Here is a 16,156-nt window from a genome sequence, read left to right on the forward strand (position 1 = left end):
TTGTTTCTTAGAAGTCAATTGAATCGATTGGAAAATTTCGTTGGGATGATCATAGCATATTTTACCCGAATCGTTTATCTAACGTTCCTCCAATCAAATCATCTTAATCATCTTGAACTTGTGATTGGTTTTATTCACCTTTTAACTTGGGTATAGTTCTATCGTTTGTCCGTTCGACCGTTTGAGGGCATAAAGTTGGTGAGATTCGCTCAAGCTAGTTTCAAATGCTTTACTTTTAGGTTGCTTCTCTGTAAGATCATATGTTGTAAATACCAACAAGAAAAGTGGGGAATAAAATGAAAAAAATGTTCTTTGCCATTATTTTAGGCGTTTGTGTTGCATTGATCACGGCATGTGGATCTGGTGCAAGCGACAACGCGAATAAACAATCTGGGTCTAAGGAATCAGGCGACCTTTGGAAATCCATTCAGGATAAAGGTGTATTAACCATAGGAACAGAGGGAACTTATGCTCCTTTCACCTTCCATGACAAAAAGACAGATAAATTAACTGGCTATGATGTAGAAGTCATCACTGAAGTAGCAAAACGCCTTGACTTAAAACCTGAATTCAAAGAAACACAATGGGACAGTATGTTTGCTGGACTGAATGCAAAACGTTTTGACGTGGTAGCGAACCAAGTTGGGAAAACTGGACGTGAAAATCAATACGATTTCTCTGATAAATACACGACATCTCAAGCTATTGTTGTGACAAAATCAGATAACAACGACATCAAGAAACTATCTGATGTCAAAGGCAAAAAAGCAGCACAATCGTTAACAAGTAACTACAATAAATTAGCAACAGATGCTGGCGCTAAGATTGAAGGCGTTGAAGGTCTTGCACAATCCATTCAATTGATTCAGCAAGGACGTGCTGATCTAACGTTCAATGACAAATTAGCTGTATTGAATTACTTGAAAACAAGCGGTAACAAAAACCTAAAAGTTGCATTTGAAACAGGAGATCCTCAAGAAACGTATTTCGCATTCAGAAAAGGCAGCGGCGAAGTCGTTGACAAAGTGAATGGCGCATTAAAAGAAATGAAGAAAGACGGTACACTTGCTAAGATTTCTAAGAAATGGTTTGGTGAAGATGTTACAAAATAATATCCTAGGAGTCGTCATTCCTTGGGATCTTCTTCAGCAATCTTTTTGGCCAATGGTGATGCAGGGGATTTATTATACAATTCCCCTCGCCATCATTGCCTTTATTATTGGTATTTTTATCGCGCTTGTGACAGCTCTTGCTAGAATGTCTAAGATTAAAGCCCTCAGATGGATTTTCTCCATCTATGTGTCGGCCGTTCGCGGAACGCCGCTTTTTGTGCAATTGTTTATTATTTTCTATTTCTTTCCGACATTTAATATCACACTTGATCCATATCCAAGTGCCATTATTGCTTTTTCTTTAAACGTAGGTGCGTATGCGTCTGAAATTATCCGTGCATCTGTCCTGTCTGTTCCAAAAGGACAATGGGAAGCAGGTTATTCCATTGGGATGACACATCGCAAAACGCTCGTCCGCGTGATTTTACCGCAGGCTGTGCGTGTATCGATTCCACCGCTCTCTAATTCATTTATTAGTTTGGTGAAGGATACATCCCTTGCCTCCCAAATTCTCGTGGCAGAGATGTTCCGTAAATCACAGGAAATTGCTGCGGCGAACTTGGATCAAATCTTGTTTATTTATATGGAAGCAGCCCTCATCTATTGGGTATTCTGCTTCATTCTATCGCTCGTTCAGCATCAAATTGAAAAACGACTTGATCGATATGTCGCAAGGTAAGGAGGGAACGACATGCTAACAGTCAAAGGTCTCAAGAAATCCTTTGGTGAAAATGAGATTTTAAAGTCGATTGATTTTTCGATCAACAAAGGGCAGGTTGTGGCCATTCTCGGTCCATCTGGTTCAGGAAAAACAACGATGCTTCGCTGTTTAAATGCACTTGAAATACCAAATGGTGGCTCCTTTACCTTCGATGATTTCTCGATTGATTTTTCGAAAAAAAATAAATCAGCTGATCTCCTGAAGTTACGCCGGAAATCAGGAATGGTGTTTCAGGATTATCACCTGTTTCCTCACCGTACAGTGCTTGAAAATGTGATGGAAGGTCCTGTCCAGGTGCAGCGCCGTCCAAAGGAAACAGTTCGAAAAGAAGCCATTCAGCTCTTGCAAAAGGTCGGTCTGGAAGATAAAAAGGATCTGTATCCATTCCAGCTCTCAGGCGGTCAAAAGCAGCGTGTCGGGATTGCCCGTGCACTTGCCATTCAGCCAGAGCTTATGCTTTTTGATGAACCAACCTCTGCGCTTGACCCTGAGCTTGTCGGGGAAGTCTTAAAGGTCATGAAGGATCTAGCGAAGGAAGGCTGGACCATGGCAGTTGTCACACATGAAATCAAGTTTGCCCAAGAAGTAGCAGACGAAGTGATTTTTATTGATGGCGGCGTCATCGTCGAACAAGGTCCTCCAGAAGAAATCTTCAAACGACCAAAGGAAGAACGAACAAAACAATTCTTAAACCGGATTTTGAATCCAGTATGATGAAAAAAGGCTGTTCTCACGTGGTGAGGACAGCCTTTTTTTATCTTTTTAAAAGTAAGCGATTACAATTGAACAAAGCCATTTAAAGGGGCGCGGTAGTATGTTACGATGGAACTCGAGTGTTTAAGAAAGAAGGGAATGCTTTTGAAGCGGGAACATCTTTTACGTTGGTTTTTTTATTTTGTTGGATTGATCGTACTAGCTTTTGGACTATCGCTGACAGTGAAAGGGAAGATCCTTGGGATTGGTCCTTGGGACGCTTTCCACTACGGACTGTTTCAGCATTTTGGACTCACAATTGGACAATGGTCCATTATTATTGGTGCACTGATTGTGACACTGACTTCTATTTTTACGAAATCATTTCCAAAGATCGGCGCTTTACTGAATATGGTGCTGATTGGCGTGTTTATTGATTTCTTTAATGCGATATTACCTGCGCCACACGGATATTTACCGGCCTTATATGTATTTATTACAGGTGTTGTTGTTTCTGGATATGGCGTTGGCATTTATGTTTCAGCTAATCTTGGCGCTGGGCCACGTGACTCATTAATGTTGCTCATCTCAGCGAAAACGGGACTGAACGTACAGTGGGTTCGAAATGGTATTGAGTTAACAGTGCTTTTGTTTGCATGGATGCTCGGTGGACCGATCGGCATTGGAACGATTTTGACTGCGATCTTCACAGGTCTTGTCCTTCGTTTCTCCTTGCCGCAATCAACACGGCTTCTGGAGCTGCTTATTACTAAAACAGCCGAAAAACCTGTTCAAACCCTGACTAGATGAGAACAAGCCATTCTATAATTAGAATGGCTTTTCTTGTGCTAAAATAAATAAACAGAATATTCACACACAGGAGATGGAGACTATGCAGCTTTTCCACTATCATTACTGGACACCATTTGTTGAAGAGACAGAGCAAGCATATCGTTCGCTAGGCTTTGAGGTAAAAGGTCGTTTCACAAAAGATGGCTCCTTTCATCCCCCGCTCACTTGGGAAGATTTTAGAGAAGAGCAGCCGACCTTTCGAATCATCGAAATGAGAAAAGGCCAGATCAATATCACTTTTGGCTATAGCAAAAAAGTCATGTTTGATCACATCGGCTTTCTTGTCTCAGACGAAGAATATGATCAACTGCTTGCACAAGCTAAAGAACTAAACTGGCCAATCCAAGCTGGGGAACGAAGAACGTTTCTTTCGACACCTCTTCGTTTAAGGCTTGAGTTACAGCGGCGTACAGATGTCATTGAAACGGGAACCGATGCGCTGCACGCTATGACAATTGCTGCTGCTGATTTGTCACAGACACCTAAAGTAGATCAGCTGCTATCACCTTTGCATCAGCCCATTCACTGGCAAAAAGGAGAACAGCTTTCCTTGCTTAACGTGAACATGACGGATGTTGATGAAATGAATACAATTGATCCGAATGGTGTCCACATCGTGAATCAGACGTAAAAGCAGCGAGGCTCGCTGCCTTTTTACGTTAATGGACCCTTTTACGCGGCACTCTCCAATGGTACAATCAATGTAAAAAATTAGAGGTTCGTTATGAAGATATTTGCTATCCAATTACAACACTTAGATGAAATCAATGCACGACAACAAATAGAGCGTCTGAAACCCTTTGTGTCATCTGAAAAGCGAGCTGCCGCTGAACGCTTTCGTTTTTTGATCGATGCAAGAAGAACCTTATTAGGTGAAGTGCTGGTTCGTCAAACGATCCATGATATGTACGAGCTGCCTATGGATCAGATCGTTTTTGAAACAGAGGGCAATGGAAAGCCTGTCGTCCGGCATCTTCCTTCTTTTCATTTTAATCTTTCTCATTCTGGCAATTGGGTCGTTTGTGCAGTAGATGATGCACCTGTGGGCATTGATATTGAGGAGATCAAACCTATTGATCTGGCGATTGCCAAACGATTTTTTTCAGCGGATGAATATCAGGATTTACTCTCACAGCCAGCAGAACGACAGGAAGCCTATTTCTTTCATTTATGGTCAATGAAGGAGGCCTTTATCAAGCTGACTGGAAAAGGATTATCCTATGGGCTTTCGTCCTTTACAGCCCGTCTGTCAAAGGATGGACAGGCTGCGTTGACATTACCTGATCATGAAGCGCCTTGCCTTGTTCAAACATATTCACTTGACCCTGCCTACCAAATGGCGGTATGCACACGAAAGTCTGCTGCGGCTGAAAGCGTTGAGAGACTTACTTGCAGTGATATACTGTCCCGCCTTTAATAACGCGTACTTTGCTGAATTACCGTCTTTAATAGATCGACTCCCCGTGTGATCTGCTCTTCTTTCACCTGCCAGATATTCAGCTGAAGAATGGGATCCTTTTGATAGGCCTGCAGATAATTACGGTCAATTGGCTGAATGGAAACAGATGCCTTTTTCAGCTGCTGAATGAGCTGGTTCATGGAAATCGATCGATCGACTCGTACATGTGTATGGGTAGCCGGCTCCTGTTCTCCCAGCTGATAAGCGCTCTGATCATTTTTTAAACTTGCCACGAGCTGCTTGGAGCGGTTTCGATAGCTCGCCCGCACCCTGTCTCTATGCCGCTCAAACATCCCGCTTTTTAAATAGATTTCTAAAGCTGCCTGGGACAGCATGGAGCTGTCGATATCAATCAGCCGTTTGTGTTCGCTAAAAGGTGTAATCAGTTCTTCAGGTAAAACGACAGCTCCTGTTCGTAGCCCCGGAAAGATGATTTTAGAAAAGCTTTTCAAATAAATAACCTTTCCTGCCTGATCGTATGAATAGATCGGGTCTCTTTTTGTATCGAATTCTAAATCTGCTAGATAATCATCCTCAACAATGTAGACATCATATTTCTCAGCAAGGGCTGCAATCGCTCTTTTTTCTCGTTTTGATAAACTCGTTCCAAGCGGGTTTTGAAATCTTGGCATCGTATAGAAAAAACGAATCTCCTCTTCTCGAAAGATACGTTCTAATTCGATCAGATCGATCCCTTTTTCCGTCCGTTGAATTCCACGCACAGGCAATTGGTTTTTCTCTAAATATTGGAGATATAAGTGATACCCCGGCTGTTCGACTAGTATGGTTTGTTTTCCATTCGGAAAAGGGATGGTGCTTAAAATGGATAAAGCGAGCTGAATACCAGAGGTCATGACGATCTGTTCTGGATGAGCAAACACTTGATAATCCATTAATCGCTTTGAAATGACTGGCAGCAGGGATGGTAAACCGTTGGATGTGCCATAAATAAATAAGTCATTTTGATACAAATCGATCGCTTGGTTGATACAGTGCTGGAAATCGACATATGGAAACACAACGGGATCAGGTGCAGATGAAGCAAAATCAATCCATGTGCTGTCCTGCTTACCTGCTGATTGCTTCGTTTTCACGACATAATAGCCGCTCCTTTCTACAGAATACAGCAGATGTTCACGCTCCAATGTGTCTAGCGCTTTGATGACAGTGCTTTTACTCACTGCATATTGAGCCGCTAAGTGACGAATGGATGGAATTTTCATCCCAGCACTGTACTCACCAGAATCCATTTTTTCTTTTAAGCTCAAGACAAGCTGATCATATTTCCTCACGCCATTTCCTCCTTGTACCGGTACAGATATCATGTTCTCTTATTGTACACGTTAGATGATCCGATTACGATAGAAGAACAGAACCGGTCAATTCATTTGAAGCATGCATGCTCATGTAAGGAGTCACGTTATGAATATGTCAAAACAAAAAGCGTATGCTGCCGCGATCGCATACGCCTCTATCATTGGTTTTTCCTTTTTGTTTGTCAAAATCGCATTAGAATCAGCAAATCCAATCGATTTATTGGCACACCGCTTTACCGTTTCTTTTGCAGCCGCTCTATTGCTGTATCCGTTTCTACGAAAAAAGTATCGCATATCCATTCAATGGCGTGATCTCATTTATATCGTACCGTTTTCCTTGCTTTACCCTGTTTTGTTCTTTGCTTTTCAAGTGTGGGGATTGATGTATACATCTTCTTCAGAGGCTGGCATCATTCAAGCGACGATTCCCATTTTAACGATGCTGCTGGCAGCCTGGTTTTTAAAGGAACGTGCGACATGGATACAAGTGCTGTTTACCTTCCTTTCTGTGTGCGGGGTAATGCTTCTCTTTGTCATGAAAGGAATTGATGTCCAGCATTCTCACTTCATCGGCTATGTGCTGATTTTACTTTCAGCCTTGTCATCCAGTGCATATAGTGTGTTTGCCAGAGTGATTACAAAACGATTCCATGTGATCGAACTCACCTTTGTGATGACCTTCTTTGGCTTTGTCTTTTTCAATGCCGCCGCGCTTATCCGGCATTCGATCAATGGATCATTGCCTCAGTTTTTCAGTCCATTTACAGAAGCATCCTTTGTATGGTCGATGCTCTTTTTAGGTATTCTTTCATCTCTTCTTACCGCATATTTATCAAACTATGCACTCTCGCAGCTAGAAGCGGCAAAGGTCAGCATCTTTAACAATTTATCCGCGTTTATCACGGTCGCCGCCGGAGTTCTCATTTTACACGAAACGATTGATTGGTACCATCTCCTCGGAGGGGTGCTAGTCATTGGCGGGGTGATTGGCGGGAATGTGGTGAAGAAACAGCATTCATAAGAAAAAGCGGCCTCTTTATAGAGAGCCGCTTTCTTTTTTAATGTCTGATCAATTGCTGCTTGGCTGTAAGCTCAATCACCTGTCTCATCTGCTCTGCAAATGGCTCAAGGTGTGTGTTGATGTACATGTGGCCTCCATCGAAATTGGTGCGTTCGATGGTTTTTGCCCATTTTAACCAGCCGCTTGCATCCTGCATGCATTTCTCATCTTGCTTTCCATTGAATAAATAAACAGGTGTGTCGATAATCGATTGATCTGTGTGCTGGAAGGTTTCTAGTGCCTTGTAGTCTGCACGCAATGACGGTGTAAAGTAATCCATCATTGGTTTGTTCTCTAGTAATTCCTTTGGAATCCCGCCCATTTCGGCAATATGCTGTACAAATGCTTCATTGGATAAATGCGTCAGCATCTGCCGTTTTGTTTGCGGAGGCTGAATGGCTGAGATCACCACTGCTGCAGGATAAATTCCTTCCTTTTCTAGCAGCTGGGTTAGTCTGTATACCACAAGCCCTCCCATTGAATGTCCAAACAGAATAAATGGGCGGTTCAATTTGTCCGTAAGTCCTTCTTTATACAGCTCTGCCAGCCGGTCAATGCTTGATTCAAGCGGCATGAGATTGGTGCCGTGCCCTGGGGGCTCTGCTGCTGTGACTTCGGCCACGTCTTTTAGCTGTTCAAAGAGCGGACGGTATGAGGCGGAATATCCGCCGGCAAAAGGAAAACAAATAAGTTGAATGAGATCTGATTTTTTTTCAAAGGTTTTCAATAACTGATTCATACGTCTTTACCCCTTTATAATCGTTTGAAGAATCCGTGCCAGTTCATCTGCCTGCGGCCTTTTCATCATGGTGACATGATCGCCTTTGATGTGGTAATACGAGCACGACTCTTTCGTATAAGCCTCCCAATCTGCGAACTTCTTCTGGAAATCGCTTGCGTGATCACTGCTTTGGACAATATAAAATGGCACAGGGAATGGTTCTTTTTCTAATTCAATGGCTTGTGACATGATCGTATTATGCGTTTGCATTTGCAAATATTTATCTAAATATTGATCATTCATGAATTGATGAACAACTTCATCCTTTTCTGCCTCTTTGAGTATTTTCTGCTTTACTTCTTGGAAGCTCAATCCTTGTAAAGCTTCTGGCTGAATGCCGACCAGATTCCCCATTCCAAGGACAAGTGCGAGCATTTTTACTTCTTCTTCATTCATATCGGCATGAAGTGCCTGATCTGCCTCATCTCTTAGCACTGGGACCGTATCTAAAATGATGAGTCCTTTCGGCGCTTTTCCTGCATGACAGAGCCGCTGATTCATTCCGTAGGCAAGATGCCCGCCCATTGAATGCCCCGCGAGATAGTCAATCCCCGGACGGTAGAACGTTTCAATGGCTTCTATAAAAAGGGGCACAAGCTCCGTGTAATGGAGGAATTGCGGCTCTTCATCCTCATATAGACCAGGAGACTGCAAGGCATACACAGCACCTTGATGTGTCATGAGCTTAGCAACATCAATATAGCCCATCACCGTTCCACCAGCAGGCGGCGCGAAGAATATGCTCGGTTCGGCTGGATCGCCTTTTTTCAGCTCGATCACGTAGTCCTTCGGAGACCTTTCGACGTTCTCAGCGGCTTCTGGCACTGCATCCAAATGTGCGGCTAATTGCGCAGGCGCCGGGTGCATGAAAATCCATTTTGGATCAACACGAACACCTTTTTCTTTTAATTTGGCCACAGCCTGAATACTCATAATGGAATCGCCGCCCAGATCAAAGAAGGAGTCATGCATACCTACTTGCTTCACACCAAGCACTTCCTTGAAAGCTGCGACAATCCGCTCCTCCGTTTCGGTGACCGGTTTGTCGTCATCATGGGAAAGGGAAATTGTTTCTGTTGGCTCTGGCAGTGCTTTTTGATCAACCTTTCCGTTCGTTGTCACCGGCATTTCATCCAGTACGATAAAGTAACTTGGAATCATATAGCCTGGCAGGCTTTCCTGCAAAAAGGCTTTCCAGCCCGGAACAGGGTTTTCTCCGTTTGTTACAAGGTAGGCCGCCAGCCGTTTTGAGCTGCCATACGTTTTGGCGATGACTGTACATTCTTTGACTTGTGGATGCTTGAGCAGGGCTGTCTCAATTTCTCCGCATTCAATTCGGTAGCCTCTAATTTTCACTAGATGATCTTTTCGGCCGAGATATTCAATGGTGCCATCTGATCGCCATGTACCAAGGTCGCCTGAACGATACAGCTTGTCTCCCTTTAGTTCAGGAAAAGGATTGTCAATAAACCGCTCCTTTGTCTGCTCTGGATCATGAAGGTAGCCTTTCGCAAGACCAGTTCCGCCGATATAAATTTCTCCTTTGACGCCTGCTGGTACTGGGTTGAGCGCATCGTCCAGTATGACGACAGTTGAGTTCGACACCGGCACACCAATTGGAACTGATTTTGCGCCTGCTGGCACGTGTGTGACTTGATGTGTTGTGGCTAATGTCGTATTTTCTGTTGGACCGTAAGCATTGACGAGCGCACCTTCCATATGCGGCAGTGCCTTTCGTGCATGCTCACTAGACATGGCTTCCCCGCCAACGAGTAATGTGCGGTAGCCTGCCACACTTTTCGGATCGTGCTCCACCAGTCGATTAAATAAAGCGGTTGGCAGACAGTTGGCTGTCACTTGATACGTTTTGATGAATTGCGTTAATTCTTCCATATTCAGTGCTGCATATTTTGGGAGGAGAATCAGCTGACCGCCATTCAGCAGCATCCCCCATAATTCAAATGTAAAAGCATCAAAAGCATAGTTTGAGAGCTGAAGCATTTTGTCATCTGGACCGAGCTTGATATAGTTTGTTTCTCTAACTAAGCGGACAACTCCTGCATGAGGAAGCATCACGCCTTTTGGTGTACCTGTTGAGCCTGATGTGTAATTGACATAGGCGATCTGGTCTTCACCTATAATCGATGATTCTCTTTGATAACCTGCATTTGTTTCTGGTATTGGCTTGTCCATGATAATCCTTGTACCTGTAAAGCCTACTAGACGATCTGCAAGATGAGACTGGGTGATGATCACATCGCTTTGCGTATCACGAACGATGAGACGGATGCGTGCATCAGGATATTCAGGTGACATCGGAACATATGCAGCACCAGATTTGATGATTCCTAGGACCGACACAATCATGTCAAAGGAGCGATCAAATAGCATCGGGACAAGGGAGCCTGGTCCAATTCCTTTTGACTGTAAGTAAGCAGCAAGCTTTGTCGCCTTCTTATCCAAAGCTTCATACGTCATATGCTCATCCATATAGGACAAGGCAATACGATGCGGATCACACTTCACCTGTTCTTCAAACAATTCTTGAAGCGTACGTTTTGGATAAGGCGTTTCCGTTTGATTTTTCCCTAGAATCATCGCCGCCTGTTCCGTTTTGTCCATTAAGCAATAATCCGCAAATGTACGCTCAGGCTGTGCCGTCATACCATCTAGCACATGGAGATAATAGTTCATATAACGATGAATGGTCTCTTGATCAAATAAATCCGTATTGTATTCCACATGAATCGACAGCTGCTCTTCCTGTTCAAATACATGCAGGGTGAGATCAAATTTAGATACTGTATGATGGACCATCACATGTTCACTTGTCAGCCCTTTAAGGTTTACATCGAGCGAATCGGTGACATACCCCATGGCCGCCTGAAAAATAGGGGACCGGCTTAAATCTCGATCTAACGAAAGGTCATCGACAAGCTTGTCAAATGGATAATGCTGATGCTCAAACGCTTTTAACGTCATCTCTTTCACGTTTTCCAAAAGATCGGCGAACGTCTCTGCTGTTGAGACGTCCTGTCTCAGCGCAAGTGTATTCACAAACATCCCAACGAGCTGTTCTGATTGCTTGGCATCCCGGCCCGCGATAGGCGATCCAATGATGATATCTGTCTGTCCGGACAGCTTGTGAAGCAGAACGTAGTACGCGGACAGCATCGTCATGAACAATGTCGTGCCCTGCTGCTTGGACAAAGCCTGCAAGCGGCGGATAAGCGGTTCATCCAGTACGATTTGCTCTGTAGCACCGTTAAATGTTTGAACCGGCGGACGAGGACGGTCAAACGGCAGCTCCAGAACTGGAAGTTCACCTTGTAACGTATTGAGCCAATAGGCTTGGTCTTCTTGATGATGCTTTAATTGTTCATTTTCCCAATGTACATAGTCTGTCCATTCGATTTCTAAGGCTGGGAGCTGCGGCGTTTCATCTGCAAGCAGCGCTTCATATGCCACTTCTAATTCCTGAATGAGCAGGCTGAGTGACCATGCATCTGAAATGATGTGGTGCTGCGCGCAAAGGAGATAATACTCCTCCTTGCCCATATCTACTATCGTCCACTGCGCAAGAGGTCCTCTTTCTAAATCATAAACGCGGTCTGCCTCTTGCTGAATGAGCTGCTTGAGTCTTCTCGCTCTTGTTTTTTCATTAAATAACGAGAAATTTGCCACTGTCACAGATGGCGGAAGGTCTTCACGAATGAGTTGAACCGGCTTGCCGCCAAGTGATTTAAATACTGCCCGAAGTGCTTCATGCCGCTTTGTTAAAAGACCAATCGCTTTTGTTAATGCTTGAATGTGTAATGGTCCTGTCAGCTTCCAAGCACCTAATATATTGTAATGATGGCTCTTTTCTAATGTCGATAAGAACCAAATACGCTTCTGAGCATGTGACAGTTCATAGCTTGTTTGCTTTTTAAGCTTTGGAATTTTAGCTTCCTGAACGGCTGGCGCCCCTTTGATGTCATCAACCATTTGCGCCAGATGTGCCAGATGTTTGCTTTCAAATAATATTTTTAAAGGCGCCTTCATTGAAAATTCATGATTGATCCGGGAAATGGTTTGAGTCGCCTTTAGTGAATGTCCGCCAAGGTCGAAGAATTGATCCTCTTTATACACGCGATCTACATCTAAAATGTCCTCCCATATGGCGGCAAGAAGCTGCTCTGTCTTCGTTTCTGGCAATTGCTTTTCAAGGCTTTGTCCATTTTTGTCATGATTCAATTTGAGTGCTTCATGATCAATAGAGCCATCTTGCTTTTTCGGTATTTCCTGTACTTGTTGAATCTCCCATTTGCCTTCTGCGACGCTCTTAATCTCTTCAACATGCACTTCTTTGCCAGGCTGAACGGTGTAAAAAAGCTTTTTCTCAAAGACCGGTATTGGAGCTGGTTGAAGATACCCGGCGATGTCTGGATTTGCTCCGTCCAGACCAATAAATAGATGCGCTTCATTGAGCCGGACACCTAAACATAATGAATGGAGACCTTGTTTCTTTCCAATCAATTGAAATCCCTTGCGAACGGTGAGAGCTGCTCCGGTATGCCCCTTAGACAAACCGAGATTATCCCACATACTGAAGTTCAAAGAGATCGCTCGTCTTCCTTCTTGAAAGGTGAGAGCGTGCGCGAGTCCATCTAAAAAGCTGTTGGCCGCAGAGTATGCCCCAAATGTTGTGCCGCCAAAAAAGCCATTGACCGATCCAAAAAAGACAAACGGTACTGTCGGATCATACTTAAAGGCTTCCTGCAGGACCCATGCCCCGTCTGCTTTCCCTGACATTTCTTTTGTGAAATCCTCTTCTGACGTATGAGCCAGTGTATACTTGTCCGCCTGCTGAAAATGCTCAGACACATGACCAGCACCGGCCAAATGCAGCACACCCCGGATCGATTGTCCAAAATGCTTTTCTGCTTGATAAATCGCCTGTTCAACGTCACGTAAGTTGGTCACATCTGCTTGGATATAAATGACGTCACCAACATCTTTTAGCTGTGAGTAGGCTTCTTTCTTTTCCAAGCTGTCTTCCAGAGATGTCCGTCCAATCAATACGAGCTTTAAGCCAAATTGGAGCATTTGCTTAGACAGCTCAAACCCAATTCCGCCAAGTCCTCCAGTCAATAAATAAAGACCTTCATATTCTAAAAATCCTTCTGTTTGAGGCGCTTCGATCATATTGACTTTTTCCAGCTTTGGTACGAATCTGTCTCCATTTCGGTAAGAAACCTCTGCTTTTATATGAATCGCAGACAATTCTTCCGCAATATGCTTGGCATCCTGTTCTACATTCTCCGCTTCAATATCAAGATGAGACACCTCTGCTCCTTCCCATTCTTGCGGAATGGTTTTTAGCAGACCTGCAAGCGGCGTTTTCTCCACATGAAGATCGTCTTCAGGCTTCACAAATTGACCACCTTTTGTCACAACGACAAGACGGATGGGCTCTTTATTTGCTTGTCTCAATGCTTGATACAAGTACAAAATGGATTGATTGGTGCTGGCATGCAGCTCTTTGAACTGCGCAGGATCAACGATGTCTTCTTTGTCTGACACATTCCACAGATGGAGCATGCGGCCGATCTTTAGTTCATCTGCTTCAAGTGCGGCAACGAGCCTAACGTAATCCCCCTTGATTCTCGGATTTATCTGGTACATCCCTTTGGACAGACGCAAAAATTCATGCCCTTTTCTCACAGAAACATATGGCTGATTCTTTTGCTCAAATTGTGTGTAAAGCGATTGATAAAGACCTTTTTCATCCTCGAAAACGAGTACATGGTCAGCAAAAGGCTGAGTTGGACCGATATGCTCCTTAGTCCAAATGCGTTTGAAAAACCAATCTGGGAGTGTTTGTTCATTTTCAGAAGCAAGATCCAGTGCCTGTTCAATGTCACGGAAGGCTCCATCTTTTAGTGCTGCGCCTAACTGGGCACGCTGAATTTTCCCACTCTCCGTTTTTGGAAATTGGTCTTTTTTCACCGGAATGATGTGATCAGGCTCTATGCCGATTTTTCGAATGATGGCTTCTCTCATCTGTTGAATTATCGTGATTTGTTCCTCTATTGAATCTCTTTGTGAGACAAAAAAGACGGCAAGCGTGTCATTGCTTGATTCGGGATTATAAATGCCGTACGCAGCGGCGAAGGTGACTTCAACCCCGTCCACCTCTTCTACAACCGCTTCAATTTCGTAATTCAAATAGTTAGCGCCGTTGATCACAATGATGTCTTTTTCTCGACCGGTCAGAACGAGACGCCCTTCATGAATAAAACCTAAATCCCCTGTGTGAAACCAGCCGTTTTCCGCAAAAACTTCTTGATTGGCTTCTTCATTTTGATAGTAGCCCATCATAATTGTTGGACTCTTCACCTGCAAGCGCCCAACCTGATCTTCTGGCAGCACCTCGTGATGCTCATCTACAATTCGAATCCATACAGAAGGAATCGGCGTGCCGACTTCTGTAAACGTCATCTTGTTCGGATGATCGTGCGTCACATATTCGATCTCACTTGTTAACGAGGTCTGATCAATCGTCAGCTGTCCATCCTGTTCACTGTTCCGCATAAATTTCTTTGACTGAACAATGGCTGAGGAAGTTTCTGACATACCGTAAGCAGGTACCATCGCATGACGGCTTAATCCGTGCTGCCCCATGATGTGCATGAAGCGCTGCGTGACTTTCGGAACAACCGCTTCGGCTGCATTCATGATATAAGTCAGAGTGGACAGGTCCCAGTTTCCCTTACGAATGTCGTCTTCATATTCATTCATCATGGCAAAGGCAAAGTTTGGTGCCCATGTCCTTGTGACACCGTATGTTTCTACCCAATCCAGCCACACCATCGGCCGCTCGATAAATTGATCGATGGATGGACTTATCTGCTGGCAGCCAAGGTAGACGTCATGTACATGAAACATGACAATTCCACCAACATGATCAAGCGGCATCCAGTTAAGCGACACATCCTCATGTGTAAAGCCGTTTACCTGCTCAAAGGCCATAATTCTAGATAAAATGCTTTGATGATGATGACGGATACACTTTGGTACACCCGTACTTCCTGAAGACAGCAGCTGCAACACAGGCTCATCCGGCTCTGGCTCATAATGCTGTTCATCTGGTTCATACGCCAGCAATGCTTCAATTGTTAAGATAGGCACGACCTTTGCTTCAAATGTCTCACGCAGCCCAGCAATGTCCTCAGCACTTGCTTCATTCGTAATAATGAAAGGTTCATTTTGCAGCTGAAACACGCCCTTCAGCTTATTCACACCTTGATTCACTTCATCATAAACAGGCGGCACAGAGACTGGGGTCGGAATGATTCCTCCGAGAATACAGCCCCAGAACACCGTGATAAAATCTTGATGGTCTTTCAATTGAAGTAACACTTGATCACCGTTTGACAGTCCTGCTGCCCTTAAACCGGACAGAACCCGTTCAGCGCTAGTTAGTAATTCAGGATAGGTTTGGGTCAACGTATGCCCGCCTTCTTTCAAATAAGTCACCCCGCGGTCTGGTGACATAAAGGCTGATCGAATCAGCACCTCTGTCAGCGTGACAGGTGTGCCTGGTTTTTTGATCACATCTCCGCCATACACAAGTGCGGGCGGCTTCTCATGTAGAGATGATGGTTTTGTTTTGCCCGCTTCACTTTTCGAAAGCGGTTCGTTCCCTTGAGTACGCTGTCGATCAGGAAACAGGTCATCTAGGTGATAGGGCGTTTGTTTTTCTGACTGACTTTCAATGAAAGCGGCCGCTTCCGCTACTCCATCTATAGCTTTGGTGCGCTCTTCTATCTTTCTTAATTCCTCTTGATCTATGATTTCAATTGAAAGCAGTACCTCTTTGTCGACTGCTCCACTTTCTGTCTTTGGCAAAGAAGGTAATAAGACGAGAGCGGCTGGCACTTCATGAGGATGAAGCGGACCTTTCTTCAGATCCTCTCTTGTCAACGAAGCGTCCTTCGCCTGTGCAAATAGCACAAGCGATAGACTGCCTTCTTGATTTTTCTTCGGAATGATGGCACATTCCTTAAACGGAAAATGAAGCATCATGACTTGCTCTAATGCTTTGAGATCTATCCGTTTTCCGTTGATTCTGACGATATGATTTGCTGCATGTCCTTTTCGTCTACTCACTAACATCG

General features: G+C 44.1%; 10 protein-coding genes. 7 read left to right on the plus strand and 3 right to left on the minus strand.

All coding sequences use genetic code 11. The features are described 5' to 3' along the window. The first annotated feature begins 296 nt into the window (after positions 1-296). The 6 genes from tcyA (at position 297) to JJ692_RS00230 (ending at position 4,795) form a co-directional block, all read left to right on the plus strand. Positions 297-1,112, plus strand: coding sequence for a cystine ABC transporter substrate-binding lipoprotein TcyA (gene tcyA, locus JJ692_RS00205; protein WP_024424285.1), 816 nt, complete (start codon positions 297-299; stop codon positions 1,110-1,112). Next, the gene (locus JJ692_RS00210) at positions 1,099-1,791 is read left to right on the plus strand and encodes an amino acid ABC transporter permease (protein WP_024424286.1); all 693 of its coding nucleotides are present in this window, start codon (positions 1,099-1,101) and stop codon (positions 1,789-1,791) included. Before tcyA ends, JJ692_RS00210 begins: the two co-directional genes overlap by 14 nt. Positions 1,792-1,803: 12 nt before the next feature. Beyond that, positions 1,804-2,547: an amino acid ABC transporter ATP-binding protein gene (locus tag JJ692_RS00215; protein WP_024424287.1), complete on the plus strand. Its 744-nt coding sequence runs from the start codon at positions 1,804-1,806 to the stop codon at positions 2,545-2,547. A 144-nt stretch (positions 2,548-2,691) separates the two neighbouring features. After that, a complete protein-coding gene (locus JJ692_RS00220) occupies positions 2,692-3,336 on the plus strand; it encodes a YczE/YyaS/YitT family protein (protein ID WP_024427289.1) in 645 nt (214 codons plus the stop codon). Between the two features lie 82 nt (positions 3,337-3,418). After that, the gene (locus JJ692_RS00225; protein WP_044332655.1) at positions 3,419-4,009 is read left to right on the plus strand and encodes a hypothetical protein; all 591 of its coding nucleotides are present in this window, start codon (positions 3,419-3,421) and stop codon (positions 4,007-4,009) included. Between the two features lie 93 nt (positions 4,010-4,102). Further along, on the plus strand, positions 4,103-4,795 hold the full coding sequence (locus tag JJ692_RS00230) for a 4'-phosphopantetheinyl transferase family protein (protein ID WP_073203763.1): 693 nt from the start codon (positions 4,103-4,105) through the stop codon (positions 4,793-4,795). Here the strand turns inward: JJ692_RS00230 and JJ692_RS00235 are convergent. Then, positions 4,792-6,129 carry an aminotransferase-like domain-containing protein gene (locus tag JJ692_RS00235; protein ID WP_206534102.1) on the minus strand — a complete coding sequence of 446 codons (1,338 nt, stop codon included), beginning with the start codon at positions 6,127-6,129 and terminating at the stop codon, positions 4,792-4,794. The genes JJ692_RS00230 and JJ692_RS00235 overlap by 4 nt on opposite strands. A 130-nt stretch (positions 6,130-6,259) precedes the next feature. Here JJ692_RS00235 and JJ692_RS00240 point away from each other — a divergent pair, with 130 nt between their 5' ends. After that, complete coding sequence (locus JJ692_RS00240; RefSeq protein WP_044332660.1) at positions 6,260-7,174, plus strand: DMT family transporter; 915 nt, start codon at positions 6,260-6,262, stop codon at positions 7,172-7,174. A 37-nt stretch (positions 7,175-7,211) separates the two neighbouring features. Here the strand turns inward: JJ692_RS00240 and JJ692_RS00245 are convergent, their stop codons facing one another. Next, positions 7,212-7,952, minus strand: a complete 741-nt coding sequence (locus tag JJ692_RS00245; RefSeq protein WP_073203758.1) for a thioesterase II family protein — start codon at positions 7,950-7,952, stop codon at positions 7,212-7,214. Between the two features lie 6 nt (positions 7,953-7,958). Next, positions 7,959-16,154 carry a non-ribosomal peptide synthetase gene (locus JJ692_RS00250; RefSeq protein ID WP_206534103.1) on the minus strand — a complete coding sequence of 2,732 codons (8,196 nt, stop codon included), beginning with the start codon at positions 16,152-16,154 and terminating at the stop codon, positions 7,959-7,961. Positions 16,155-16,156: the final 2 nt, after the last annotated feature.

Origin of the sequence: Bacillus sp. 3a (assembly GCF_017161885.1) — a bacterium.
GTDB classification, from domain to species: domain Bacteria; phylum Bacillota; class Bacilli; order Bacillales; family Bacillaceae; genus Bacillus; species Bacillus safensis.

Coding starts and splice junctions, on each gene's coding strand:
- JJ692_RS00240 (WP_044332660.1), top strand. CDS start 6,260: ATGAATATGTCAAAACAAAAAGCGTATGCTGCCGCGATCGCATACGCC.
- JJ692_RS00230 (WP_073203763.1), top strand. CDS start 4,103: ATGAAGATATTTGCTATCCAATTACAACACTTAGATGAAATCAATGCA.
- tcyA (WP_024424285.1), top strand. CDS start 297: ATGAAAAAAATGTTCTTTGCCATTATTTTAGGCGTTTGTGTTGCATTG.
- JJ692_RS00215 (WP_024424287.1), top strand. CDS start 1,804: ATGCTAACAGTCAAAGGTCTCAAGAAATCCTTTGGTGAAAATGAGATT.
- JJ692_RS00245 (WP_073203758.1), bottom strand. CDS start 7,952: ATGAATCAGTTATTGAAAACCTTTGAAAAAAAATCAGATCTCATTCAA.
- JJ692_RS00250 (WP_206534103.1), bottom strand. CDS start 16,154: ATGTTAGTGAGTAGACGAAAAGGACATGCAGCAAATCATATCGTCAGA.
- JJ692_RS00210 (WP_024424286.1), top strand. CDS start 1,099: ATGTTACAAAATAATATCCTAGGAGTCGTCATTCCTTGGGATCTTCTT.
- JJ692_RS00225 (WP_044332655.1), top strand. CDS start 3,419: ATGCAGCTTTTCCACTATCATTACTGGACACCATTTGTTGAAGAGACA.